Origin of the sequence: Acinetobacter sp. 22323 (assembly GCF_052044895.1) — a bacterium.
In the GTDB taxonomy this organism is placed as follows: domain Bacteria; phylum Pseudomonadota; class Gammaproteobacteria; order Pseudomonadales; family Moraxellaceae; genus Acinetobacter; species Acinetobacter schindleri.
This window is the reverse complement of the sequence record NZ_JBQEOL010000020.1, coordinates 32,543-57,636: the sequence shown is the minus strand read 5'-3', so window position 1 is coordinate 57,636 and position 25,094 is coordinate 32,543. Positions and strand designations below refer to the sequence as shown.

Here is a 25,094-nt window from a genome sequence, read left to right as displayed (position 1 = left end):
CAATTTCTCAAATAAACTTCGAGTAATTTCTACCATCAATCAATGAAAATAATTTCGATCAATCAACCAGTAAAAATCCACACAAGTTGTTCTTCATAATCTCTTAATGATCTTTCTAACACCTCGTCAGTGCCAGAAGCTGGACTCAAAACACCGGATAACTCAGCGTCTCGCTTCGTTCATCACCGTGTATCTCGTCGGTATGGGTGCATTATAGGGCAATTTCCTACACGTGCAAGTGCTTTTCACTGACACAAATCACGAGTGTACTATTTTTATGCACCAATATGGATCATTTTTATTCTATTATTCACATAACCACATGATTATAAAATAAAAATAACCGTAAAAGATTTCTACATCATTTTTTACTTATTTTTTGCGGGCTTGCTGTTTTAATGCTCACACTATTAATAATAATTGGTTTTAGCGGCACATTTTGATGCATTCCATAGTTGGCAGTTGGAACACCAGCAATTTTATCAATCACATCCATGCCTTTAGTTACTTTACCAAATACTGCATAACCCGCATTCATAGGAGAACGGTTCAAAAAGTTATTATCGACCAGGTTCACAAAGAACTGGGAACGGGCTGAATCTGGCTGGTTCATACGGGCCATGGCTAAAGTGCCACGTGTATTGCTTAAACCATTATAAGATTCATTCTTAATAGTTGACTTATTATTTGGCTTTTCCACCATATTCGCATCAAAGCCGCCCCCCTGTACCATAAAACCTGGAATCACCCGGTGAAAAATGGTGCCTTTATAGAAGTTGTCTTTTATATAGTCTTCAAAGTTTTTGGCAGAGATCGGTGCTTTATCATTATAAAGCTCAATTTCGATATTCCCCATAGAAGTTTTCATTTCAACTATGGAATTGGCCGCCAGTGCTGGTAAAGCTAAAGCTGTTAAAGCTATTGCATATAATGGTTTTTTTAACATTTTTTAACTCATCTACTCAGAAGTAAGGGTTGAGAATCAAGCTATATTAATCTTTGATACCCATTAATGCATTACCCTAACCGACCAATTACAAGAGAATAAGAATGAACGTGCATCGTTTGCAGGAGAAAAATATTCATCAGTTTCCTCCCTGGCATTTACAGGGAGAGGGTTTTATTTTGAATTATTGGATTACACCGCACTTTATCCGTGAATATCGGAATTTTGGAATTGCTCCTTCTCCGCTGGGCCGTGTTGTACAAGTTATGCTGGTACATTATCACCATTCTCCTGTAGGTCCTTATGACGAGCTACTGATTATGGACCATCCTTTAATAAGTCGAAGACGTCTGTCTACTATTCCAAAGATTTATGTTTCTACGCATGAATCTATTGTTCACGGTCAGCACTTATGGGGGATACCGAAGGAATACGCAGAATTTGAATGGCAGGAACAAGGACAGGAAGTCATTTGTCGAATCACTCATCAAGGGCAAAACATGACTGTTCTTCTGAAGAAATCTAAATCATCACGTTCCTTCTATTTAAATAGCTATCATCTTCCAACATCCATGTTAAAGATTCGACAAACTTGGAAATCGTCACATTATCAGTTTAGCCCGCAATTCAGAGGCTATCTATCCAAACTCGCTCAGGTAGAGTGGCAAAATACTCAATCGATTTTCCCGGATTTTTCCCGCGCTAAATATATACAAAGCTTTTATGTACCTAAATTCAATCTGATCTTTCCCGAAGCCAAGGTACATAAAAAGTAAAAACAGGTGTTTCACGTGAAACACCTTAATTGAGATTTGATTTATTACTCTATATAGATAGAGAGCTATTTTTAACTATGCTTATCCCAGAACTTACGGAAGTGTTTACTCATTTCAATTACATTCTTTTTGGCGCGTCTTGAAATACTGGTCAAATTAATAAAACCATGCGTCTGATCGGTATAATCATGATAATGCACTTTCGCTCCATGCTGACGCAACTTATGTGCATAAATAGCCCCTTCATCATGCAACACATCATGACCAGCAGTAATCAGATAAGTCGGCGGTAAATTTTTCAGGTTGCCATAGGTCGGTGAAATGAGTGGATCATCCAATGCAATTTCATGTCGTTCCACATAATGATAAGTCACCAGTTCGATATCACCATCAGTGAGTACCAGACCATCTTTATAAGCAAAATAGGAAGGATGACGGCTTTTAAAGTCCATGGCTGGATAAAGCAGTAACTGGGCCTGAGGTACATAAACCTTGTCTGCACTGCGCTGAGCTACAACTGCTGCTAAATTGCCACCCGCACTGTCTCCTGCGACTGCAATGCGTTTTTTTAGAATTCTGAGCTGCTTGCTGTGTTGATGCGCCCAAGCCAGTGCATCTTCGCAAACTTGAACAATTTGTGAAGGATGATGTTCCGGCGCCAGAGGATAAGCGACACTTAATACTTGGGCATGCGCGTGTTTGGCCAGCAACCGACAATATTCATCATGTGTGTCCAGACTGCCAATCAGGAAGCCTCCTCCATGATAAAATATAATTAAAGGCAACTTTTTAGCTGGAGCCGGGTGATAGTGACGTGCTTGTACGATGCCACTGTGCAAGGATAACCGGATATCTTCAACCTGGCGAATAGCAGTCGGTTTGGATTTTAGCAATTGCATGCTCTGTTCAAAGAAAATACGTGACTGCGCGATATCTTCTCTGACTATTCCAGTTTTGCCCTGTTTTAACTGCACGGCCATCAGACATTTTACAAAGGGATCCAGTTCAGGATAGTGGTAAGGATAATCCAGACTTCTGACTATTCTTTCCTGAGCAATTTTAGGTAATCGGTCCAGCAGACGTGCTGCTACCCCTTGCCCCTTATCCATCATGGCCTGTAATTGCTGACTCGATATCACCATAGCTTCCCATCCTTATTCGCTTAATTCTTCATATTTTCTACATGATCAGGGTGTATTTTGACCATATTCTTATATAAGTGCCTACATCGACATACAAATTTAGGCAGATCAATAAGCTAATCTCATTTTATCCCCCTGTCATTGACAATTTAAGCTGCTGTTTAGGCGCAAATTGTAGGATTGACCTTAACAAGGAGTGCTCACCTATGGCTGGAAAACTGATATTCGTATCAATTGCGACGAGCTTATTGGCTGTAGGTTGTGTCGCATTCCCTGAAGATGACTATTATGACGGACGTTATAATAGAGCTTATGACTATCGCTATGACCGCGATTACCGTTATGACAACCGTTATGATCGGCAGCGTTGGGAATATGAACAGCAACGACGTTTACAGCAGGAACGTCGCCGAACTGAACTGGAACGTCAGCGACTAGAGCAACAGCGACGCCAGTTAAATGATCAACGTAGAAAACAGATTGAGTTGGATCACAGACGTCAGCAGGAACGCCAGCGTATTGAACAGCAACGCAAAAAAATCAGTAGCAGCCAAGCGGCTAGAAACCGAGCCGAGGCAGAGCGTAAAAAGCGTGGACAGCAGGCAGATACACGTCGCCGAGCAGCTGAACAGCAGCAACGACGTAAAGCTGAACAGAACCGTAATGAACGTGTCAAACGCTGGCAGGAATCACGTCGCTAGAATAGTCAGATTAATCTAAAAATTTGAAAGCGACCTAAACGGCCACTGATCCAGATAAGTTTCATCTATAAAAAAACCCGATCTCGGGCTTTTTTTAATGTCTTTATGAACAGAAATAGATGTTAGATAGCTATTATAGAATAAAACCCCTGAAGCGTATTTCTTCAAGGGTTTTATAGGGTTGTGTTTAAACGAACATCCTCTCGTTTATATGCTTCTCAGCAAATTTTTAAGAACTTCCTGTTCTCGATAAATCAATATTAGGCTGATTCGAGCATCTAACAAAGTAGATATTGTCCTGAATCCTTGTAGGCTTTAACTTACAGCTTTTCTATAAGTGATTGATCACTAGAATTTGAGAAGAAAATTAATAAATTTTACGCAAAAAAAAAGCTTATCTAGAGAGGATAAGCTTGAAAAACACATTTCAAAATAAGAAGAAACTACAGCGATAGAATCTGAAACGAATAATACGAAGTTGATCATTTTTTGTGAAATACTTTATTGCTTAGTTATTAATCGCTTTTATGTCTAAAAAACAATCAATATAAACATTCAGGCAAAAAAATAGCTGAGTCTTGGGGTATTCAGCTATAAAAGAGTAAAACGAATCAGGAACAGTAACCTAGTTCGGCTCTCTCCTTCTGAACCAGGTCACTGTTGATAAAGCTATGATGGTGCTTTTGATTTAACTTTTAAAACAGATAAATATTATTATTTATATCTAAAAATACGATTAAAAATTTTTCTGATTAAAAACATTCTTTTAATGAATGATTTATTTTCTAAAAACTAATTTAAGTACTTATACATTCATCTCTCATCTAATTACTAAGATCAAAACTAACTAAAAATTCTGAGGTTTTTATCTTCAAAACAGAGAAATTGTCTGCTTTTTCTCATTTCAATCCAGTTTGGAATAACAGAAACACAGCCTTTTGCAATAAATCTTAAAATTAATCACTCATTTCGCTTGAATTTTGAAGCCCAGCCCCGACTTCTTTATGTAATTAAGAACTTCCCAAATCATGGCAGTTCAGCATTCACGCAGTTAGCACTGATACCGAAGGACTGTACATGTTTAAGAACCCATTTAAACGGAGTAAATCAATGGCGACTGAGCAAAACGATCAAGCTCAAGAACTTGAGCAAGAGCAAACGGAACAACAAACAGCTCAAGCTGAACCTGAACAAGCTGAAGTTACCGTTGAGTCTTTACAGGAACAAATCGCACAGCTTGAAGGCGATTTAAAACTGGAAAAAGCACGTACTGCAAATGCCGTATATGAGGCACAAAAAAGTGTAGAACGCATTCAGCGCGAATCAGAAAAGCATAAAGATACTGTTTTGGAAAAGTTCTCTAAAGAGCTGTTAGAAACTGTAGATAACCTGGAACGTGCAATTCTCGCTGCGGGTGAAGAACAAGGCCCGTTACGGGAAGGCGTAGAACTAACCTTAAAAGGTTTACTGACAACATTAGAAAAATTTGGTGTGGTCGTAGTTGATACCGAGAATGGTTTTAATGCCGAGTTACATCAGGCAGTTGGTATTGCACCAGATACCAAAGCCAATGAGATCGGTACAGTCTTGCAAAAAGGCTATGCCCTGAACGGCCGTTTATTACGTCCTGCCATGGTCATGGTTGGCGCTTAAGCCAAATAAATTCGGGAGTTTGTGAAATTTTTCAAAAAATTTACTTGAAAAAAATCGAACGGCTCTCATATCGGATAACAAGTGTAAATCACAAAAAAATTTTAGAGGAAACATCCAAATGGCTAAAATCATTGGTATTGACTTAGGTACTACAAACTCATGTGTTGCAGTACTTGAAGGCGACAAAGTTAAAGTTATCGAAAACGCTGAAGGCGCACGTACAACTCCATCTATTATTGCGTACAAAGATGGTGAAATTCTGGTTGGTCAATCAGCTAAACGCCAAGCGGTAACGAACCCTAAAAACACATTATTCGCGATTAAACGTCTGATCGGTCGTCGTTATGAAGACCAGGCAGTACAAAAAGATATCGGTCTGGTGCCTTATAAAATCCTGAAAGCTGACAATGGCGATGCTTGGGTTGAAGTAAACGATAAGAAACTTGCACCACAACAGATCTCTGCAGAAGTTCTGAAAAAAATGAAGAAAACTGCAGAAGACTATCTGGGTGAAACAGTGACTGAAGCGGTGATTACTGTTCCTGCTTACTTCAATGATGCGCAACGTCAAGCTACCAAAGATGCAGGCCGAATTGCAGGCTTAGAAGTTAAACGTATCATCAACGAACCAACTGCTGCTGCACTTGCGTTCGGTATGGACAAGAAAGAAGGCGACCGTAAAGTTGCTGTATACGACTTGGGTGGTGGTACTTTCGACGTATCAATCATTGAAATTGCTGACCTTGATGGCGACCAGCAAATTGAAGTGTTATCTACCAACGGTGATACATTCCTGGGTGGTGAAGACTTCGATAACGCATTAATCGACTATCTAGTTGAAGAGTTCAAGAAAGAACAAAACGTGAATCTGAAAAACGATCCACTTGCATTACAACGTCTGAAAGAAGCTGCTGAAAAAGCAAAAATCGAGCTTTCTTCTTCTAACGCAACTGAAATCAACCTTCCATACATCACTGCAGATGCGACTGGTCCTAAACACTTAGTGATCAACGTTACTCGTGCAAAACTTGAAGGTTTGGTTGCTGACCTGGTTGCGCGTACGATTGAGCCTTGCCGTATTGCACTTAAAGACGCTGGTCTTTCGACTTCTGACATCTCTGACGTAATCCTGGTGGGTGGTCAGTCTCGTATGCCAATGGTTCAACAGAAAGTTCAAGAATTCTTTGGTCGTGAGCCACGTAAAGATGTGAACCCTGACGAAGCGGTAGCAATGGGTGCTGCGATTCAAGGTGCGGTATTGTCTGGTGACAAAACTGACGTACTTCTGCTTGATGTAACGCCTTTAACACTTGGTATTGAAACCATGGGCGGTGTATTGACTCCAATCATCGAGAAAAATACCACGATTCCTGCGAAAAAATCGCAAGTGTTCTCAACTGCTGCGGACAACCAGCCTGCTGTAGACATTTCGGTTTACCAAGGTGAACGTAAAATGGCGCAGCAAAACAAATTGTTGGGTAATTTCCAGTTAGGTGACATCCCACCAGCTCCACGTGGTGTGCCACAAATTGAAGTATCGTTCGACATCAACGCCGATGGTATCTTGAAAGTATCTGCGAAAGACAAGAGCACTGGTAAAGAGCAATCTATCCAGATCAAAGCAAACTCAGGTTTGTCTGATGCTGAAATCGAAGCAATGATCAAAGATGCTGAAGCGAATGCTGAAGAAGACCGTAAGTTTGAAGAGCTGGCTAAAGCACGTAACGAAGCGGATGCCTTGGTTTCTTCTGCTCAAAAAGCAGTGAAAGATCTTGGTGAACAAGTGACTGCTGACGAAAAAACTGCAATCGAAACTGCAGTGTCTGAGTTAGAAGCGTCAACTAAAGAAAATGATGTAGAAGCGATCAAAGCGAAAACTGAAGCGCTGCAAAACATCATCATGCCGATTACTCAACGTGCTTATGAAGCAGCTCAAGGCCAAGGCGGTGCGCAAGGTTTTGATCCAAATGCTTTCCAAGGCGGTGAAGGTCAACAACAAAAAGCGGATGATGGCGTTGTAGATGCTGAGTTCACTGAAGTGAAAGATGATAAAAAATAATTTATCAGCTTAAGCTTAAAAAAGACCGCGCGAAAGCGCGGTTTTTTTATGCCTAGACTTGAAAGAATTAATGGAAAATTACCAAAATTGGATCGTATTTTCAGGCAAAGCTGTTTAAGTTAAATCAAATATTAAAATATCCTGAACTTATGAAAATTCTTATTTTGTGGCCTTTACTCAGTTACTTGAGCCTGACAGCCTGTAGCTTCCCTGTTTCAAATTCGCCCTCTCAAATCACTTCAACTCAATCTATTCAAGCTATTGCAAAGTTATTTGATCAGGCACAAAGCTCTGGCGTTTTAGTAATTCAACGGGGTCCACATCTACAGGTCTATGGCAATGATTTGAGTCGTGCACATACCGAATATGTTCCTGCTTCAACCTTTAAAATATTTAATGCTCTGATTGGCCTGCAACATGGTAAAGCCACGACCAATGAAATTTTTAAATGGGATGGCAAGAAGCGCAGTTTTGCAGCCTGGGAAAAAGACATGACTCTCGGCCAAGCCATGCAAGCTTCTGCTGTACCCGTCTATCAGGAACTGGCACGTCGCATTGGTCTGGAACTAATGCAACAGGAAGTACAACGTATTCAATTTGGTAATCAGCAGATTGGTCATCAGGTCGACAACTTCTGGTTAGTCGGACCTTTGAAAGTCACCCCGAAACAAGAAGTCGAATTTGCCTCTGCGCTTGCTCAAGAGCAGCTTGCCTTTGATCCTCGGGTTCAGCAGCAAGTTAAAACCATGTTACTGTTACAGGAGCGACAAGCTTATCGGCTTTATGCTAAATCCGGTTGGGGTATGGATGTGGAGCCGCAAGTCGGCTGGCTCACCGGTTGGATCGAAACACCTCAGGACGAAATCGTGGCATTTTCACTGAATATGCAGATGCAAAGTAATATGGATCCGGCGATCCGTCTTAAAATTTTGCAGCAGGCCTTGGCCGAATTAGGACTTTATCCAAAAGCTGAAGGGTGACATAAATAAGCATGGGAAAAATGCCAAATTTAAGCTATATTTTTAAAAATAAACATTTAAATAAAAAATATGCGTCTTTTGCTCTGTCTAGTCGTAGTGGTATTACTAGTTGCAGGTTTTCTGCATCTACAGACCCAGTCTCATCCGCAGCTAAAATTCAATTCTCTGACTGACCGACTCACCCATCCTTTTGATACGCGCTTACGCTTTAAAGTGGACCAGGTCGATCCGGGCTTTGGACTGACTCGTGAAGAAGTGATTCAACTGGCACAAGAAGCTATTGAGATCTGGCATCGTGGCACTGGCCGTGATGACCTAATGGTCTATGATGAAAATGCACAGCTCAGCATCAAGCTGATTTATGATCACCGCCAGCAGGAATATGATGCACTGAAAAAAACCACACAGAAATTACTTCGCGATGAAGCCCAATATCAACGTCAAGCAGAAAACCTGACCTCCTCTCGAAATCATCTGGATCAGCAACAGCGTCATCTGCTAGCACAGCGCAATCTGCTGCAACTCCAGTTCGAGCAACTCATGCTACGGCGCAATCAGCCAGGACTTTCTGCTCATCAACGTCAGCAGTTGCAACAGGAATTTAACGAGCTTCAATTCAGGTCAGAACGTTTCCAGCGTGAAGCGGAATATCTGCAACAACAGCAATTATCTTTTAATACTCAGGTTGCCGCCTACCAAAGCAGTGTTCAGTCTCACCACAATAATATTAATCAGGCACAGCAGCGCTTTCCACCACGCCAGTTCCATAAAGGAATTTTTAAAGGCGATGAAATCCATATCTATCAGTTTGATGCGCAAGATGACTTGCGTCTAACACTGGCACATGAACTGGGCCATGCCTTGGGTTTATTGCATCATGGTGATCCTGAAGCACTGATGTATCCAGTACTAGGTGAACAAAAGCTGGAAAATTTTGAACTGCGCCCGGCAGACAAGACTTTGCTATATACACGCAAATCCTAAGCGATTTAATTCCTTATAAGTTTTATGTCTTTATTATCTTTTTGAACGACCATAGTTGATGATTTCATGTTATTGTGAGCATCTATCATTCACTAAAGCCCTCTGTGGAGATCGGCATGAGTTATTACCATATCCTGATTGAAGCTAATGATCATATCAGCACAATTGATGAAACTCGTGATATCGAAATCTTTGATATTGTAGAACTTCAGCCTTATTTACATGCGATTTTGCTCCCTTATTTCAATGAGCAGCTGATTGAACTTGAGGATGAAAATATTGCCTATCAAGACATTCTACATTTGCAAGTAAAACAGACTCTATTGCCGATCAATGACCTGATTGAAGAAGAACAAAAGCTGTTACCGAGCGATACCGATATTACTATTAGCGCTTATGAGATTTTTAATAATCGTGAGCTGAGTCAGGATGTGACAACCGTGATCTTCGACTTGCTTGAAGCGGTGAAACTCGAAGCTTAACTATAAAAATAGCGCATAAAAAAAGTCCTCATTTTGAGGACTCTTGATTTCTATGGTCTAAATCTCAAATCATGTTTAGATCGAGAAAGATGAACCACAGCCACATGTAGTCGTAGCATTCGGGTTTTGTACCACAAAGCGTGAACCTTCCAGCCCTTCAATATAGTCAACGACTGAACCTACTAAATACTGGTAGCTAAGTGAGTCGACCAGCATCTTCACATCGCCGTTAATAAATTCTGCATCATCTTCATTCTGGCTTTCAGCAAAGTTGAAGCCATAAGAGAAACCTGAACAGCCGCCACCAGTCACATAGACACGTAGCATAAGATCTTGGTTACCTTCACTGTCACGCAATTGGCGTACTTTATTGGCAGCATTGTCAGTCAGCACAAGTGCTTGAGCATTCATGATGGATTCCTCTGTTCGGTTCGGGCATCTTTAAAAAGAAAAGACCATGTTTCAAGTATAGCATACTCAATATATGGTCAGTCTTTGTAAATTAAAGCTTAATCAGAGTAAATTTATCAGGATTGTTTATAATTTTCATCCTGTAGTGCACACTCAAAGTTTTTCGGGTCCTGCTTACAGCGGAACTGCCATAACAGCTTCATCATACGTTTGTCATAAATACCGCGCTTCGTCAGATCAATCCGCGCTTCACGCATCATTTTCTGATAACCGGGTTTGTCTGCTGCTGGAATATCCATCCAGTATTTAGAGGGAATATCAGCTTTCATTTTACCTAAAATTCCGAAAGCGCGTGGCAACTCCCCTTTCACCCATTCACGTGATTTTTGCCCAAAACCTGCCGGGAATTTATCTGGACGGATGATGATATTGCCTGTCACCTGTAAAATCGGATAATTCACAATCGCACCTTTGCTACCTAGACCTTTATGCAGCTCTAAGGGTTTGAATACGGCAGCAGGTGCGCCAATGATATCAACCTGACCATTGTTAAACTTGGCACCGAAGTTGGTGACATCAGCGCTGACCGCCTGTGCACCTACCTGTTGCACCATGATTTTTTGCGCTTCGTCATAATCCAGTACAGCAATTTTTTTGCCTGCTGCTTTAGCTACGGTATTAATACTGCGGTCATTGACCAGCAGGAAAGCATCACCCACTGGAATGACTCCGGCGACTTCATATTTGCCTTGTAACATATATTTGGCAAAAGTCTTGCTTGCCAGTCCTTGCATCACTTTAACTGCCAGATTCAGATCTGGGATCGCACCAATAGCATCCAGTGAACCGGTAAAATTATTGAACTGGCGTCCGCGCATCCCTGTGACGCTAATACCATCACATTTCCCGGCTTTAAAATCTTCTGCAACCACAGCTTCATTGGTATTTACCCGCAGCTCGATATTTGCACCCCAGTTTTTTGCAGCCAGCTGATAATCTTTCATCACAGCGTACACATCGCCATTCTTACCGACCAGATCAAATACACAGATGATTTGCTTCGCCTGTACTGTACCGGACGCTGCGACCATGCCTGTACCAAGTGCGAACACCTTCAACCAAGTTTTCATATTTTATTCCTTAAAAAATTGTTTTTGTTTTCTCAGGACTGCTGCATATCATTGTTTTTATGAGAAAGATGACAGCATGACTGATATTCATTCTAATCATTTTCAAGTCGCAGGCAATGGCAAAGTTGCCTGCCTTAACATAAAGAAAGCCTGGAATTTTCCAGGCTTTTTTCTTTTTAAAATCAGTTTATTCACCCGGTAGTGAACATTCGAAGTTTGCCTTGTCGAAAGAACAACGAGCACGTTTCAGTACACTCATCATAGAAGCATCATAGATTCCCCGCTTGGTCATATCCATACGACCATCACGAAGCATTTTTTGATATTTGGTCTTGTCTTCTGCACTCAGGTTCATTTTATATTTGGCTGGAATACCGGCTTCTAAACGGTTGATCATCGCCATGCTCTTTGGCAAGTTCTTAACAAACCAATCACGTGATTTCTGTCCAAAACCTGCCGGGAAGCTTTCAGGACGGATCACAAAGTCTGAAGTGACATGCAGCACCGGGAAGTTAAACATCGCGCCACTATTGCCCAAGCCTTTATAGATTTCTAGCGGCTTATAAGCATAAGCAGGTGCACCTACCATATCTACCTGACCATTATTAAACTTGGCCACAAAGTTGGATACATCAGACACGACTGCCTGGGCACCTACACGCTGCACCATGATTTTTTGTGCATCGTCATAGCCCAGTACAGCAAACTTTTTACCGGCGGCTTTTTCAATCGAGTTGATGTTTTTGTCACGCACAAAGATAAAAGCCGAGCCCAGTGGTGCAATACCGGCAATTTCATATTTTTTGCCGCCTAAATTACTGACCATCTTGGCAGCATTACGTTTATCCAAAGCAAAGGTAATGGCACGCTGTGCAATCGCATTGCTTGGCACGCCGCCTAGCGCATCAATAGAGCCAGCAAATTTATTGTATTGACGTGCACGCATCGCCGTCATAAATACGCCGTCACATTTACCCGCTTTAAAGTCATTATCTGCAACTGCTTCATCCTGACGGGCAATCAGATTAATTTCTGCCCCCCATGATTTTGCTGCCAGTGCCCATTCCTGAGCCATCTGAAAAGACTCACCAGATTTGCCCAGTAAGTCGAAAACACAGATATCGACTTTTTTCGCTTGTGCTGTACCTGCGAAACTAACGGCAGAAAACGCCGCCAATGCTAGAAGTGTTTTTTTCATTCTAATAATCCTTGTAAAATCTTGTTCTTCGATGGAGTTTCCATACTTGTGACAAATATTAGCAAGTTTCTTTAAAAAAAATAGAGTATTTACTCCATTATATTTAGGGAGTTTGTCCCCTATTATCAAAATGTGTCCCGTATTCACATTTTAGATATAAAGAAATCCATAGATATCAATTTTTTAGCGACTTATTTAAAATCCTAAAAACTTACATTTTTTTAATTCAATTTACAAACAAATACATTAGATCACTATTCTCCGCCTAATGAGCATTCAAAATTGGTACGTTCTACCGTACAACGCGCACGTTTCAATACCCGCATCATATTCGCGTCATAGATGCCCTGATTAGTCAAATCAATCCGGCCATCTCGGAGAATTTTCTGGTAACTGGTATAGTCCTCACGACTTAAATTTAGCGTATATTTACCTGGAATTTCTGCTTCCATACGTTTAACAGTAGCAATGGTTTTCGGTAACTGTTTGATGAACCAGGCACGTGAGTGTGCTGCAAATTTGTCCGGAAATTTATTTGGCCGAATAATTAAATCTGCCGTCACATTTACTACAGGGAACTTGATCATTGCACCTTTATTCCCCAAGCCCTTAGACAGTTCTAGCGGCTTAAAAGCATAAGCAGGTGCAGCCACAATATCGACTTCGCCCTGATTAAAACGGCGAATAAAATTAGAAATTTCCGACATAACTGGCACAGCTTCAATCCTATTTACCATGACTTTTTGTGCATAGTCATAATGCAAAACTGCAAATTTCTTATCTTTAACCTGTTCAATCTTGTTTATGGCACGATCCCGTACAAAAATATATGCCGTACCAATTTGCACAATTCCGGCAACTTCAAACTTGTCTTTACCAATGGTAGACACCAGACGTTTGGCATTACGCTGATCCAGTACATAGCTAATGGCTTTCATGGCAATATCATTGCTAGGCACACCACCAATAGCATCAATTGAACCGGCAAATTTGTTATAGGCCCGGGCACGCATGGAGGTCATAAACAGTCCATCACATTTGCCTGCTTTAAAGTCCTGATCGACTTTGGCTTCATCCTGATAAGCAAGAAGTTGTACTTCAGTCCCCCATTGCTTGCTCACTAACTGCCATTCTTCTAGTAACTTGTAAGATTCACCAGATTTGCCCAATAAATCAAAGACGCAGATATCTACCTTGGCAAAACTCATATTTGAGGCAAGTACAGTCAAGGCTGCTAAAATCAAAGATCCTTTTTTCATTTTGCTCTACTCTATTTATTCTTGGTTATTTTTTACTGAAATTTATATTTCAATATCATCTTGTTTTGTCATTAAAAACACCTGTTCTATTTAAACATAGATTCAAAAATATGAATCTATGTTATGGATGAAGTGCAGGATCCTGTGAATTCTCCAGCAAGATTTTTTTATTTTGATGGGCTTTCCTTTAGAATAGCGCCATTCTTCTTGTCGAATGTCAGTACAGTTCCATGATTCAGTTAGATCAGTTAACCATACGCCGCGGTGGACGCATCCTTTTCCAGAAAGCCTCCATGCAATTGCATCCTGGATGGAAAATTGGCCTGACCGGTGTCAATGGAGCCGGTAAGTCGACCCTATTTTCAGCACTCTTGGGTGGGATTGAATCTGACAGTGGTTCCCTGACCCGTCCTGCAGTCTGGACTGTGGCGCATATGGCCCAGGAAATCAAAGCCTTGAATATGAAGGCGATTGATTTTGTCCTGTCTGGCGATAAGGAATACTGGGATATCCAACAAAAACTGAATCATCCTGAACAGCTGGATGATGCTGAACTGGCACGCCTATATGGCCGCTTTGACGAAATTTCCGGTTATGTGGCACCCTCTAAGGCTTCACAGCTGATGGCAGGTTTGGGCTTTATGGATTATCAATCCGAGCTGGATGTTGCCAGTTTTTCGGGGGGATGGCGTATGCGTCTCAATCTGGCGCGTACTTTGATGAGCCGTTCTGATCTGTTATTACTGGATGAACCGACCAACCATTTAGATTTAGATGCGATTCTTTGGCTAGAAGATTGGCTCAAATCCTATGAAGGCACCTTGGTGCTGATTTCACATGACCGGGATTTCCTGGATGCCATTACCGATCATATTTTACATATCGAAAATCAGGAACTGATACTTTATACCGGTAATTACTCGACTTTTGAGCGTACCCGTAGCGAACGTCTGGCACAGCAGCAACAAGCCTATGAAAAGCAGCTTGAAGTGCGTGCCCATTTGCAAAAATTTATTGACCGTTTTAAGGCCAAAGCCACCAAGGCAAAACAGGCCCAGAGCCGAATCAAGCAGCTGGAGCGTATGCAGGAACTCTCTGTTGCGCATGTAGATACGCCGTTTACTTTCAGCTTCCGTGAACCAACCAAAATGAGTTCACCATTACTACAACTGGAAAATGCCGATATCGGTTATGGCGACAAGCTGATTGTACGTAATGTCAGCCTGCAAATTACTCCAAATAGCCGTATTGGTCTGCTGGGGATGAATGGTGCTGGTAAATCGACTCTGATTAAATCTCTCGTCGGTGATTTAGCTTTAATTAAAGGTCTTCGTAAAGACTCGGAATTGTTAAATATTGGCTACTTTGCCCAGCACCAGATGGATGCACTGGATGGCAGTGCCAGCCCAATGCTACAGCTGGCACGTATTGCTGATCCTAAAATCAGTGAGGCCAGCTTGCGTTCTTTCCTCGGCAGCTTCGGCTTTAGCGGCGAACGCATGGATACACCAAGTGAAAGTTTCTCGGGTGGTGAACGTGCCCGTTTAGCACTTGCATTAATCGTATGGCAGCGTCCAAACGTGCTGATTCTGGATGAACCAACCAACCATCTGGATCTGGATATGCGTCATGCTTTAACGATGGCACTACAAGATTTCGAGGGTGCTGTCGTGCTGGTTTCGCATGAACGTCAGCTGATCGCCAGTGTCTGTGATGAGCTGCTGTTAGTTCATAACGGCAAATGTACTGAATTTGATGGTGATCTGGTGGCTTATGCCGAGTGGTTACGTCAGGCACGTGCAGAATTATTAAAAAATGCGCCTAAAACTGCTGAAGTGATGAAAACACAGCAAGCTGAAGCGAAACCTGTACCAAGTAAAATGGATAAAGAAGCCCAACGCAAGGAGGCTGCTCGCCAACGTGAGCAGACTCGATCGATTCGCAAAAATATTGAAAAATGTGAAAGCCAGATCGGAAAGTTGCAGCCAAAACTCGCTGCAATTGAAGAAAAGCTGGCAGATACTGGTCTGTATGATGCAGCGCGTAAGGATGAATTGCTTAAGCTCATGAATGAGCAGACTGAACTGAAAGCACAACTGGAAACTGCTGAAGAACAGATGCTGGAACTGATGATGGAATTAGAAGAACTGGAACAGTCTTTCCAGGAAAGTTAATTTTAATATTCATTTAAAGCTTCAAGGATCAGTAACTACAGTTACTGATCCTTTTTTTATGGATTCATATTTTCTTTGCTGTTAATAAATCTTTTCTCTTATCTATTTTCCTACACTTCTCAGCTTGGTTAATCATTTACTCGATTTTTGACATATTTTGTAGTGAATTACGCAAGTACTATATAAGTTTATTTTTTAAACACTCGGCTTCCTTATTTCATACATTAATTTACAGCTCTAGGTCAGGTTATAAGGCTCTAATAAAAAGGCTTTTTAATAATCAGCAGCCTTATTTGAGACTATTTATGTTGAACTAGAGAGGAAATCCGCATGCGTGCTCTTACCTATCATGGTGCTCGGGATGTACGAGTTGAATCTGTTCCAGATCCAGTGATTCAGGAACCAGATGACGTTATTTTAAGGGTGACAGCCACCGCCATCTGTGGCTCAGATCTACATCTATACCGGGGCAAAATCCCGGCCACTGAAGATGGTGATATTTTCGGCCATGAATTTATGGGAGTTGTAGAAGAAGTCGGCCCTGCAGTGACAGAAGTCAAAAAAGGTGACCGGGTGATCATTCCCTTTGTCATTGCATGCGGTCACTGTTTTTTCTGTGAACATGAACTGATGGCTGCCTGTGAAAATACCAATACGGGTCGTGGTGCAATTCTCAATAAAAAACAGATTCCACCAGGAGCAGCCTTGTTTGGCTTTAGCCACCTGTATGGTGGTGTTCCGGGTGGTCAGGCTGAATATGTGCGGATTCCCAAAGGTAATGTCGGACCGTTTAAGGTTCCCGGCTCCTTGCCTGATGAAAAAGTATTATTCCTGACCGATATTCTGCCAACAGCCTGGCAGGCAGTAACCAATGCTCAAGTCACCCGTGGTTCTACAGTGGCAATTTATGGTGCTGGTCCAGTCGGTCTGTTATCTGCAGCTTGCGCACGAATGCTCGGTGCCGAACAGATCTTCATGGTCGACCATCACCCTTATCGCTTGCGATTTGCTCATCAAACCTATGGGGTCATTCCGGTCAACTTTGATGAAGTCGATGCAGCTGAATTTATTATTCAAAATACAGCAGGTTATCGCGGTGTTGATGCAGTTATTGATGCCGTTGGTTTCGAGGCCAAAGGAAGTGTTCTAGAAACCGTAATGACCAACCTGAAATTAGAAGGTTCGAGTGGTTCAGCGCTCAGACAATGTATTGCAGCAGTCCGACGCGGCGGTGTGGTGAGTGTACCGGGGGTTTATGCCGGTCCAATTCATGGCTTCCTGTTTGGTGATGCCTTTGATAAAGGTTTGACTTTTAAAATGGGGCAAACCCATGTGCATAAATACTTGCCGCAGTTGCTCGAACATATTGAAAATGGAGATCTGTCTCCAGATGTGATTATTACCCATCGCATGAAACTGGAAGATGCTGCGGAAGGTTACCGTATTTTTGATAAAAAGGAAGAAGACTGTCGTAAAGTCATTCTAACGCCGTAAATGTACTAAAAAAATAAAAAGCGCCTTCCAGGCGCTTTTTATTTTTTAATCAAGACAGATCAAATCACCTGTTTCTATTTTTCAAGTTTCTTCATCAAAAACTCTGTTTAACAGAAGTTATTTAATTTTTACTCCTCTTTCTAACTTGTAGAAAGTAGTTCAGCAAAGTTCGAATATAAATACTGATCTAGAAAAGCAACCTAAAGAATAAACCAGTAATAACCATATTTAACCCAATGATTTTAAAAATAAAATTAAATTTCACTTGATTATTAAAATAATTATGTAGTTTAACTACACTTAAATTTTCCAAGCAAAAACATGTTCCACGCCCACTATTAAACAAAACTAAATTAACTATATAAGCGGTTATTTTATATAATATTTATTTTAATTTTCCATAAAAAGAGCAAGCAAACTAATCTGTTTTGGACAGTTCTGGCTCAAACGTAGAAATCCCGCATAAGCTGCTCATTTAAATTTAAAACATTATTTTAAATTTAAAAATATTTACCCACAAGTCACCAGAGAATAATTTTGAATTTAAAATAAGAGCTGATTTAAAAGTAAATCTATTGTGGATAAATACTATCTTATTCACATAAATAAATATGGATAACTTTGGAGTTATCCACACTATTGATCAAGCTTTGAACTTATTTAGGAACGGTACTATTCACACATATTTTGATTTATTAATTACTTTATTTTTATAACTTTGTTAAGCAGTTGAAAATCTAGGATTTTAGAAATCGAAGTTCAATAATTTTCCATTCATTTGCATAGCGCCACAATTCCTGAATACGATGTTTATCTTTAGCTAAACCAGTCACCACACAGCATTCCGTCTGATCCGCATTATATTCGTAATCTTCATATTCTACTTCCGGCTTATGCGGCTTCCAGACCCCATTCTTGACCGCATGCGCAATCCTGTCATAACGGACATAACTGGTTTCTACACGGTTTTTCTGCTCAAACACCACCTTAAAGTCTTCATGCTCATACTGACGCAGAACCTCATAATGACCGGTATAGAATGCATTGGCCCAAATTTCACGAACTTCTTCAAGCTGGCTATCCATGGATAAACCTCTTTATTGCTATAGGCTGGCCCAGATCAGACAAATACTGCGAATAAAAAAATCACCAGATAGGGTGCCAGAATCACTGATCAGCTGCTGAATATGCTAACCAGTTAAAATGACATTAGCATAAATTGATCATAAAAAAAGCACCCCGAAAGGTGCTTTTTTAAGTGTATTGTGTATCAGTTATGCATCGATATCTGCGTTCAGAGCATTCTCTTCAATGAAGGCACGGCGTGGTTCTACATCGTCACCCATCAAGCAAGAGAACATACGATCTGCTTCAATCGCATCCTGTACCGTTACCTGTAGCATGTTACGGTTTTCTGGATCCATGGTGGTTTCCCACAGCTGATCCGCATTCATCTCACCCAGACCTTTATAACGCTGGATCATCATGCCGCGACGTGAGTCTTGCAGGATGTGCTGCCATACTTCATGGAAGCTATTCACCAGAATCTTGCGCTCACCTTTTTGCAGGTAAGCACCCTCTTCAAGTAACGTGAACCAGCTCTTCGAGTTCTTCAATAAACGTGCATATTCACTTGAACCCAACAGACCTGAATCCAGCAGATAAACATGTGGCAGGTTATGGATATAAATCGTGATACGTGGCAGATAAGTCACAGACTTGTTGCCTTCTGCATCTTCCTTCTCGAAGGTTTCAATACCCAGCTCAGGACGCAGGCTTGGTTGCTTGTCTTCGATGTGTTGACGCAACTGCATTGCCCAGTTTTCCACATAATCCAGATCAGTTGCCTGATCCAGTTTAAATGCTTCAAGTGCCAATAAACCATCCAGCAATGTTGCAGGATAACGTAGCGTCAAACGATTCAAGCTTTTTTGCGAGGTCTGGTAATCCGCAATCACATTTGCCAGTGCATCACCACGAATAGCAGGTGCATCCGCACTGATATGCAGTTCAAGTTCATCAATCGCATTCGAAATCAGGTAAGTTTCCAGTGCATCATTATCCTTGATGTACTGTTCCTGCTTGCCTTTTTTCAGCTTGTATAGCGGTGGCTGTGCAATATAAATATGACCACGTTCTACCAGTTCCGGCATTTGACGGAAGAAGAAGGTCAACAGCAAGGTACGGATGTGCGAACCATCTACGTCAGCATCGGTCATGATAATGATTTTGTGATAACGCAACTTGTCCGGGTTGTATTCTTCACGGCCAATACCACAGCCCAGTGCAGTAATCAGCGTCCCCACTTCAGCCGATGAAATCATACGGTCGAAACGCGCACGTTCTACATTCAGGATTTTACCTTTCAGTGGCAAGATTGCCTGCATCTTACGGTTACGACCCTGTTTCGCAGAACCACCCGCCGAGTCACCCTCGACCAGGTACAGCTCAGACAATGCTGGATCTTTTTCCTGACAGTCTGCCAGTTTGCCTGGAAGACCGGCAATGTCTAAAGCACTCTTACGACGCGTCATTTCACGTGCTTTACGCGCTGCATCACGGGCACGTGCGGCATCTATGATTTTACCCGCGATTGATTTCGCTGCTTGCGGATTCTCTAACAAGTACTCTGAGAATGACTTATTCATGGCCTGTTCGACCGCAGTTTTTACTTCGCTCGACACCAGCTTTTCTTTGGTCTGTGATGAGAATTTCGGATCCGGTACTTTCACCGATACAATCGCAGTCAAGCCTTCACGTGCATCATCACCAGATACTGCAACTTTTTCTTTTTTCAGAATATTTTCACTGTCCATATAGTTATTTAAACCACGGGTCAGTGCAGCACGGAAACCGGCTAAATGCGTACCACCATCCTTTTGCGGGATGTTGTTGGTAAAGCAGCGTACATTTTCCTGATAAGAATCATTCCATTGCAATGCCACTTCTACCCCGATCCCGTTCTCCGCCATCGTAGTAAAATGGAAGATATCATTCAGGTGAGTTTTGCCCTCATTGATATATTTCACAAATTCAGACAGACCACCTTCATAATCAAATACATATTCCGCATTAATGCGTTCATCACGCAGTACGATACGCACACCGGCATTCAGGAACGACAGTTCACGTAAACGGCGCGCCAGAATATCGACATTGAAAATGGTTTGGCTGAAGGTTTCAGCACTTGGCCAGAAACGTACACGGGTACCGGTTCGGTCTGTATCACCGATGACTTTTAACGGGTACTGTGAATCGCCATGACGGTATTCCTGTTGGTGAATATGACCAGCACGATGAATGGTCAGTTCCAGTTTTTCTGACAGGGCATTTACAACCGAAACACCTACCCCGTGCAGACCACCAGAGACCTTATAGCTGTTATCATCAAACTTACCGCCGGCATGTAGAATAGTCAGAATTACTTCTGCTGCAGACACACCTTCTTCAGGGTGAATATCAGTTGGAATACCACGGCCGTTATCTGAGACTGACACCGATTCATCTTCATGAATAGTCACTAAAATTTCATCACAGTGACCTGCCAGCGCCTCGTCAATCGAGTTGTCAACCACCTCGAAAACCATGTGGTGTAAGCCTGTACCGTCGTCTGTATCACCAATGTACATACCCGGACGCTTACGCACAGCGTCTAAACCACGTAATACCTTGATGCTAGAGGAATCATAAGCCTTTTCAATGGTTTGTTCTGGTTGAGAAGCAGCTTGATCTTCTGAACTCATGGTTTCTCCCTAGTGAAAAATAGGTCTATCCAAAGATGGGTAAAACTTTAAAATACTATTGCACAACAACCTGAACGATACCGTTTTCAACATTGAATAACTGATATGAGATAGACAAATCATGTAAATGCTTTTGTACTGATTCGCGGTCTAAAGTGGTAATAAAAACTTGACTACCAAGTTGGCTCAATCGCTCAATTAAACGTTGTTGTGCGGTTAAATCTAATTCTGCTGTCAGATCATCTAATAATACCACAGTTTCCTTATTACAAGAATGTAGCATTGCAATTTGAGACAGTTTTAACGCCATCAGCAGCAGCTTTTTCTGTCCACGAGACAGGATCACATCTGCATCTCCCAGAGGGGTCTTCAGACGCAAATCTGCGCGATGTGGGCCGTATTCTGTATAGCGTCTTTCAATGTCCCGCTCATGATGATTGGTCAGGTCATTGAGCAGGCCAGTTTCAGTATGAAAACCGGGACTATAATCCAGGCTAATCGTAAGATCTGGCAGCAAATGTTTCAGGTCTTCTTCAAAGAAAACTTTCCATTGCTCGACAATACCGACCCGTTGTGAATGCAGAATCTCACCATATTGACTGAGCATCTGGTTCCACGGTTCCAGCTCTGACAGACTGAGGTAGCGCCTAGACTTTAGCAAGCTGTTGCGCTGCTTCAAGGCACGCGAATAATATTGCCAGGCATGATAGAACTCTGGTTCCACGTGGAACATTAACCAGTCCAATAACTGTCGGCGTGGCTTGGCACCATGATCGATAATATCGGTGCTTTGTGGATCAATCAGCTGCAAAGGTAGCAGCTTGGCCAGCTGCCCCTGGGTCGCCACTAGATCACCATTTACCTTGATCAACTGCTCACCACTGGCCATTTTCTGCATACCGACTTTTTCGGTATCAGACTGGGCAAACACGATCGCATCCGAAGCGCTGTGTTGAATGTAATTTTTAGGAATATGGGTACGAAAAGAACGCCCTGTGGCCAGCAGGTGAATGGCTTCCAGAACAGAGGTCTTGCCTGAACCATTCTGGCCATAAAAAACGTTAAACGGCTGCAATCCCTGGAGAGCAACCGTTTTTAAATTTCGTACACGCTCTATATGCAGACGCGTAATATGCATGATTAGCTTGTGCCTGGATGCTGCCGCTTAAACGCGCATCGGCATGACCACATAAGTTTGATCAGTATGTGCAGGATCCTGAACCAACACGGACTGGTTTGCTTCGGTCATGCTCATGGAGACATCATCACCGTCCAGCACACCCAAGACTTCTAGCAAATATTGCGCATTGAAAGACATTTCCATGGGTGCATCCGCATACTGAATGGCCAGATCTTCAATCGCTTCATCCTGCTCCGGGTTATTGGCACGCAGTTGCAGTGAATCCGCATTAAAGTTCAGGAATACACCACGAAGTTTTTCATTACTCAAAATCGCAACACGTTGCAGAGATTGCTTGAATACGTCATGTGCGATGATCACGTGCTTGTCACCACCACGTGGAATCACACGGCGATAGTCAGGGAATTTACCATCAATCAATTTGGTGGTGAAACGTACTGTAGTATCCCCCTGCTCCTTATCACGGTTTGCAACAGTGATAGTTACATTTAGCAATTCACGACCAATCAGCAATGATAACTGATCATCTTCAACACTAAGTAAACGCTGTAATTCACCTACTGCCTTACGTGGCACAATCGCCTGGATTGGCTGAGCTGCAGTCGATTGCGCAGCTGTTTCACACAGCGCCAGACGGTGACCATCCGTAGTCACTGCACGCAATTGGTTAGCATCAATTTCCAGTAATGTACCGGTCAGGTAGAAACGGACATCCTGTACCGCCATCGCAAAAGCAGTTTTTTCAAACAGGCGTTTTAGTTCACGCTGGGTCACAGTTACCTGTGTGCCCTGACTGTTTTCAGTCGACAGCAATGGATAGTCTTCAGCAGGCAAGGTACCGAGCACAAAACGGCTGTTTCCAGACTTCAAAATACAGCGCTGATCTTCAGTAATTTGCAGATCTACCAACGCAGCTGATGGCAAAGATTTACAGATATCAATCAGCTTACGTGCAGGAACCGTGGTTTCACCGGCTTGCAAACATGCACCTTCATTCAGAGGCATACTTGCTACCAGTTCTACCTCAAGATCTGAACCAGTCACCGTTAATGCTTGAGCTGTCACTTGAATTTTCAGGTTAGACAGAATGTTTAAGGTATGGCGACGTTCAACCGCTCCTACGACATGTGATAGAACATTCAGTAAGCTCTCTTTCGCGATTTTTAAACGCACGGTACATTCCTCTGAAAACTGAAGATTAATATGGAAAAGTTAATTATTTAGCACTGTACTATGCGGCAAAAAAAGCCGCATAGCAAGCGCAGAATTTGAGCGTTTTGGCTTAGCTTTGCAGCAGGCGCTGCAGGTTTTTATAGTCCTCGTTGAAGATCGGATCTTCCTCACGCAGACTCAATACTTTTTCACAGGCGTGCATCACGGTACTGTGGTCACGACCACCAAATGCCATGCCAATTTCCGGGAAACTGTCTCCGGTCAATTCACGTGCCAGACCCATTGCAAGCTGACGCGGACGTGCATAAATACGGGTACGTTTCGGACCGACCAGTTCCTTCAGTGGAATACGGAAATATTCACTGACCACACGCTGAATATTTTCAGTACTGATGGTGCGGGCGCGAATCGCCAAAACATCTTTTAAGGATTCACGCACTACATCCAGATCAATCGGTGTGCCTTTAAAGCGGGAAATCGCCACCACTTTATTTAATGCACCTTCAAGCTCACGCACATTGGCGACCACTTGTTGTGCAATAAACAGTGCGCAGTTACGTGGCAGATCCACTTCATTGCTTTCAGCTTTTTTAAGTAAAATTTCAATACGGGTTTCAATATCGGGCGGTTCAACCCCTACCGACAAACCCCATGAGAAACGTGAAACCAGACGTGGATCCAGCTCCGTCAATTCTTTCGGATAACGATCCGAGGTCAAGATGATCTGTTTCGATTCATCCAACAGTGCGTTAAAAGTATAGAAAAACTCAACCAGACTGGCCTCTTTACCCGCCAATAAATGAATATCATCGACTAGTAATAAATCCAGAGAACGACAGTTTTTCTTGAATTCTTCAACCTTGCCCTGCTGCAGCGAGCTGACAAAGTCCTGCACAAAGCTTTCTGCGGTCATATACATCACGCGGGCATTCGGTTTGGCTTGCAATAATGCATTCCCTACTGCCTGCATCAAGTGGGTTTTACCCAGACCGGTCGGGCCATACAAAAATAATGGGTTATGTTGAGATGCACCGAGCTGGGTCAAAACCTTACGGCAGGTTTCTGCGGCCATCTGATTCGAGCGGCCTTCCACAAATAGAGAAAAAGTGAATAAGGGATTTAGCTGACGCTTGCGGCTATTTTTAACCGATTCTTCTTTTTCTTTACGTAGGCGAGGCGCAGGCGTACTCATTGGCTGTGTTTCTAAAGCAGCCGTGGTGGTCGCTGGCTGTTCACTGGCAGATAAAATCGCACCAGGTCGGGAATCCACCAGAATTTCAACTTTACGGATCCGGCCTTCAGATAACTGTTCTGCCAGAATCGAGATCAGCTCCAGATGATGTTCTTGAATGTAACGCGTCCAGTAAGGGTTCGGTGCATAAAGACGAAGGGTATCGTCCAGTTCCTCTGCAACCAGTGGGCGTATCCACATTGTAAAGACATTTCCAGAGAGCTCTTGTCGCAAGCGATTTAAGCAGTCTGTCCAAAGCATGTGAATCCCCTATTCATTCCATTGTTTATTCAAAAGCCATTGCCGCACCTGAAAGCGGGTCGCCATTCTAACCAAGTTATCCACATCTGTCATGAAATATTCAGCATAAATCGTTCAAAAAAGCGCTTTTCATGCATAAATTTAAATTTAAAACCT

The 25,094-nt window shown here is 42.3% G+C and carries 20 protein-coding genes; 9 read left to right on the top strand and 11 right to left on the bottom strand.

What is annotated here, in order from left to right; translation table 11 throughout:
* Positions 1–361: 361 nt before the first annotated feature.
* Positions 362–946 (bottom strand): peptidylprolyl isomerase, encoded by a 585-nt coding sequence (locus ACTJIX_RS12715; RefSeq protein ID WP_004814048.1) that lies wholly within the window; start codon positions 944–946, stop codon positions 362–364.
* Between the two features lie 104 nt (positions 947–1,050).
* Here ACTJIX_RS12715 and ACTJIX_RS12710 point away from each other — a divergent pair, with 104 nt between their 5' ends.
* Positions 1,051–1,722 carry an acetoacetate decarboxylase family protein gene (locus ACTJIX_RS12710; protein ID WP_314296197.1) on the top strand — a complete coding sequence of 224 codons (672 nt, stop codon included), beginning with the start codon at positions 1,051–1,053 and terminating at the stop codon, positions 1,720–1,722.
* Positions 1,723–1,793: 71 nt separating this feature from the next.
* Here ACTJIX_RS12710 and ACTJIX_RS12705 read toward each other — a convergent pair whose 3' ends face one another.
* Positions 1,794–2,864 carry an alpha/beta hydrolase gene (locus tag ACTJIX_RS12705; protein WP_004814044.1) on the bottom strand — a complete coding sequence of 357 codons (1,071 nt, stop codon included), beginning with the start codon at positions 2,862–2,864 and terminating at the stop codon, positions 1,794–1,796.
* Between the two features lie 206 nt (positions 2,865–3,070).
* Here ACTJIX_RS12705 and ACTJIX_RS12700 point away from each other — a divergent pair, with 206 nt between their 5' ends.
* The 6 genes from ACTJIX_RS12700 to ACTJIX_RS12675 all read left to right on the top strand — a co-directional run bounded on the left by ACTJIX_RS12700 (position 3,071) and on the right by ACTJIX_RS12675 (position 9,723).
* Positions 3,071–3,565, top strand: a complete 495-nt coding sequence (locus ACTJIX_RS12700) for a hypothetical protein (protein ID WP_004814042.1) — start codon at positions 3,071–3,073, stop codon at positions 3,563–3,565.
* Between the two features lie 1,110 nt (positions 3,566–4,675).
* On the top strand, positions 4,676–5,218 hold the full coding sequence (gene grpE, locus ACTJIX_RS12695) for a nucleotide exchange factor GrpE (protein WP_004814040.1): 543 nt from the start codon (positions 4,676–4,678) through the stop codon (positions 5,216–5,218).
* A 118-nt stretch (positions 5,219–5,336) separates the two neighbouring features.
* Positions 5,337–7,277, top strand: a complete 1,941-nt coding sequence (gene dnaK, locus ACTJIX_RS12690) for a molecular chaperone DnaK (protein WP_004814038.1) — start codon at positions 5,337–5,339, stop codon at positions 7,275–7,277.
* A 149-nt stretch (positions 7,278–7,426) separates the two neighbouring features.
* Positions 7,427–8,257, top strand: a complete 831-nt coding sequence (locus ACTJIX_RS12685) for an OXA-134 family carbapenem-hydrolyzing class D beta-lactamase OXA-276 (protein ID WP_004814035.1) — start codon at positions 7,427–7,429, stop codon at positions 8,255–8,257.
* 69 nt (positions 8,258–8,326) lie between these two features.
* Positions 8,327–9,241 carry a matrixin family metalloprotease gene (locus ACTJIX_RS12680; protein ID WP_004814034.1) on the top strand — a complete coding sequence of 305 codons (915 nt, stop codon included), beginning with the start codon at positions 8,327–8,329 and terminating at the stop codon, positions 9,239–9,241.
* Positions 9,242–9,345: 104 nt separating this feature from the next.
* The gene (locus tag ACTJIX_RS12675) at positions 9,346–9,723 is read left to right on the top strand and encodes a hypothetical protein (protein ID WP_171063227.1); all 378 of its coding nucleotides are present in this window, start codon (positions 9,346–9,348) and stop codon (positions 9,721–9,723) included.
* Between the two features lie 75 nt (positions 9,724–9,798).
* On the opposite strand, the gene erpA is transcribed toward ACTJIX_RS12675, so the two are convergent.
* From erpA to ACTJIX_RS12655, 4 genes are all read right to left on the bottom strand, one after another.
* Positions 9,799–10,134, bottom strand: coding sequence for an iron-sulfur cluster insertion protein ErpA (gene erpA, locus ACTJIX_RS12670; RefSeq protein ID WP_004814030.1), 336 nt, complete (start codon positions 10,132–10,134; stop codon positions 9,799–9,801).
* 116 nt (positions 10,135–10,250) lie between these two features.
* Positions 10,251–11,225: a putative solute-binding protein gene (locus ACTJIX_RS12665; protein ID WP_167456613.1), complete on the bottom strand. Its 975-nt coding sequence runs from the start codon at positions 11,223–11,225 to the stop codon at positions 10,251–10,253.
* Between the two features lie 226 nt (positions 11,226–11,451).
* Positions 11,452–12,462, bottom strand: a complete 1,011-nt coding sequence (locus ACTJIX_RS12660; protein WP_440611504.1) for a putative solute-binding protein — start codon at positions 12,460–12,462, stop codon at positions 11,452–11,454.
* A 254-nt stretch (positions 12,463–12,716) separates the two neighbouring features.
* On the bottom strand, positions 12,717–13,721 hold the full coding sequence (locus ACTJIX_RS12655) for a putative solute-binding protein (RefSeq protein ID WP_440611503.1): 1,005 nt from the start codon (positions 13,719–13,721) through the stop codon (positions 12,717–12,719).
* Positions 13,722–13,951: 230 nt separating this feature from the next.
* On the opposite strand from ACTJIX_RS12655, the gene ACTJIX_RS12650 reads away from it, so the two are divergent.
* A complete protein-coding gene (locus ACTJIX_RS12650) occupies positions 13,952–15,895 on the top strand; it encodes an ATP-binding cassette domain-containing protein (protein WP_440611502.1) in 1,944 nt (647 codons plus the stop codon).
* 330 nt (positions 15,896–16,225) lie between these two features.
* Positions 16,226–17,389 carry a zinc-dependent alcohol dehydrogenase gene (locus ACTJIX_RS12645; RefSeq protein ID WP_002045824.1) on the top strand — a complete coding sequence of 388 codons (1,164 nt, stop codon included), beginning with the start codon at positions 16,226–16,228 and terminating at the stop codon, positions 17,387–17,389.
* 737 nt (positions 17,390–18,126) lie between these two features.
* Here ACTJIX_RS12645 and ACTJIX_RS12640 read toward each other — a convergent pair.
* The 5 genes from ACTJIX_RS12640 to dnaA all read right to left on the bottom strand — a co-directional run bounded on the left by ACTJIX_RS12640 (position 18,127) and on the right by dnaA (position 24,938).
* Positions 18,127–18,474, bottom strand: a complete 348-nt coding sequence (locus ACTJIX_RS12640) for a hypothetical protein (protein WP_005220462.1) — start codon at positions 18,472–18,474, stop codon at positions 18,127–18,129.
* A 189-nt stretch (positions 18,475–18,663) separates the two neighbouring features.
* Positions 18,664–21,132 carry a DNA topoisomerase (ATP-hydrolyzing) subunit B gene (gene gyrB / locus ACTJIX_RS12635; RefSeq protein ID WP_004814017.1) on the bottom strand — a complete coding sequence of 823 codons (2,469 nt, stop codon included), beginning with the start codon at positions 21,130–21,132 and terminating at the stop codon, positions 18,664–18,666.
* Positions 21,133–21,187: 55 nt separating this feature from the next.
* Positions 21,188–22,270, bottom strand: a complete 1,083-nt coding sequence (gene recF, locus ACTJIX_RS12630; protein WP_440611501.1) for a DNA replication/repair protein RecF — start codon at positions 22,268–22,270, stop codon at positions 21,188–21,190.
* 27 nt (positions 22,271–22,297) lie between these two features.
* Positions 22,298–23,446 (bottom strand): DNA polymerase III subunit beta, encoded by a 1,149-nt coding sequence (gene dnaN, locus ACTJIX_RS12625; protein ID WP_004814015.1) that lies wholly within the window; start codon positions 23,444–23,446, stop codon positions 22,298–22,300.
* Positions 23,447–23,555: 109 nt separating this feature from the next.
* Positions 23,556–24,938 carry a chromosomal replication initiator protein DnaA gene (gene dnaA, locus ACTJIX_RS12620; RefSeq protein ID WP_004814014.1) on the bottom strand — a complete coding sequence of 461 codons (1,383 nt, stop codon included), beginning with the start codon at positions 24,936–24,938 and terminating at the stop codon, positions 23,556–23,558.
* Positions 24,939–25,094: the final 156 nt, after the last annotated feature.

Excerpts from the sequence above, each read along its gene's own strand:
- ACTJIX_RS12715 (WP_004814048.1), bottom strand. The coding sequence starts at position 946 with ATGTTAAAAAAACCATTATATGCAATAGCTTTAACAGCTTTAGCTTTA.
- ACTJIX_RS12710 (WP_314296197.1), top strand. The coding sequence starts at position 1,051 with ATGAACGTGCATCGTTTGCAGGAGAAAAATATTCATCAGTTTCCTCCC.
- ACTJIX_RS12705 (WP_004814044.1), bottom strand. The coding sequence starts at position 2,864 with ATGGTGATATCGAGTCAGCAATTACAGGCCATGATGGATAAGGGGCAA.
- ACTJIX_RS12700 (WP_004814042.1), top strand. The coding sequence starts at position 3,071 with ATGGCTGGAAAACTGATATTCGTATCAATTGCGACGAGCTTATTGGCT.
- grpE (WP_004814040.1), top strand. The coding sequence starts at position 4,676 with ATGGCGACTGAGCAAAACGATCAAGCTCAAGAACTTGAGCAAGAGCAA.
- dnaK (WP_004814038.1), top strand. The coding sequence starts at position 5,337 with ATGGCTAAAATCATTGGTATTGACTTAGGTACTACAAACTCATGTGTT.
- ACTJIX_RS12685 (WP_004814035.1), top strand. The coding sequence starts at position 7,427 with ATGAAAATTCTTATTTTGTGGCCTTTACTCAGTTACTTGAGCCTGACA.
- ACTJIX_RS12680 (WP_004814034.1), top strand. The coding sequence starts at position 8,327 with ATGCGTCTTTTGCTCTGTCTAGTCGTAGTGGTATTACTAGTTGCAGGT.
- erpA (WP_004814030.1), bottom strand. The coding sequence starts at position 10,134 with ATGAATGCTCAAGCACTTGTGCTGACTGACAATGCTGCCAATAAAGTA.
- ACTJIX_RS12665 (WP_167456613.1), bottom strand. The coding sequence starts at position 11,225 with ATGGTCGCAGCGTCCGGTACAGTACAGGCGAAGCAAATCATCTGTGTA.
- ACTJIX_RS12660 (WP_440611504.1), bottom strand. The coding sequence starts at position 12,462 with ATGAAAAAAACACTTCTAGCATTGGCGGCGTTTTCTGCCGTTAGTTTC.
- ACTJIX_RS12655 (WP_440611503.1), bottom strand. The coding sequence starts at position 13,721 with ATGAAAAAAGGATCTTTGATTTTAGCAGCCTTGACTGTACTTGCCTCA.
- ACTJIX_RS12650 (WP_440611502.1), top strand. The coding sequence starts at position 13,952 with ATGATTCAGTTAGATCAGTTAACCATACGCCGCGGTGGACGCATCCTT.
- ACTJIX_RS12645 (WP_002045824.1), top strand. The coding sequence starts at position 16,226 with ATGCGTGCTCTTACCTATCATGGTGCTCGGGATGTACGAGTTGAATCT.
- ACTJIX_RS12640 (WP_005220462.1), bottom strand. The coding sequence starts at position 18,474 with ATGGATAGCCAGCTTGAAGAAGTTCGTGAAATTTGGGCCAATGCATTC.
- gyrB (WP_004814017.1), bottom strand. The coding sequence starts at position 21,132 with ATGAGTTCAGAAGATCAAGCTGCTTCTCAACCAGAACAAACCATTGAA.
- recF (WP_440611501.1), bottom strand. The coding sequence starts at position 22,270 with ATGCATATTACGCGTCTGCATATAGAGCGTGTACGAAATTTAAAAACG.
- dnaA (WP_004814014.1), bottom strand. The coding sequence starts at position 24,938 with ATGCTTTGGACAGACTGCTTAAATCGCTTGCGACAAGAGCTCTCTGGA.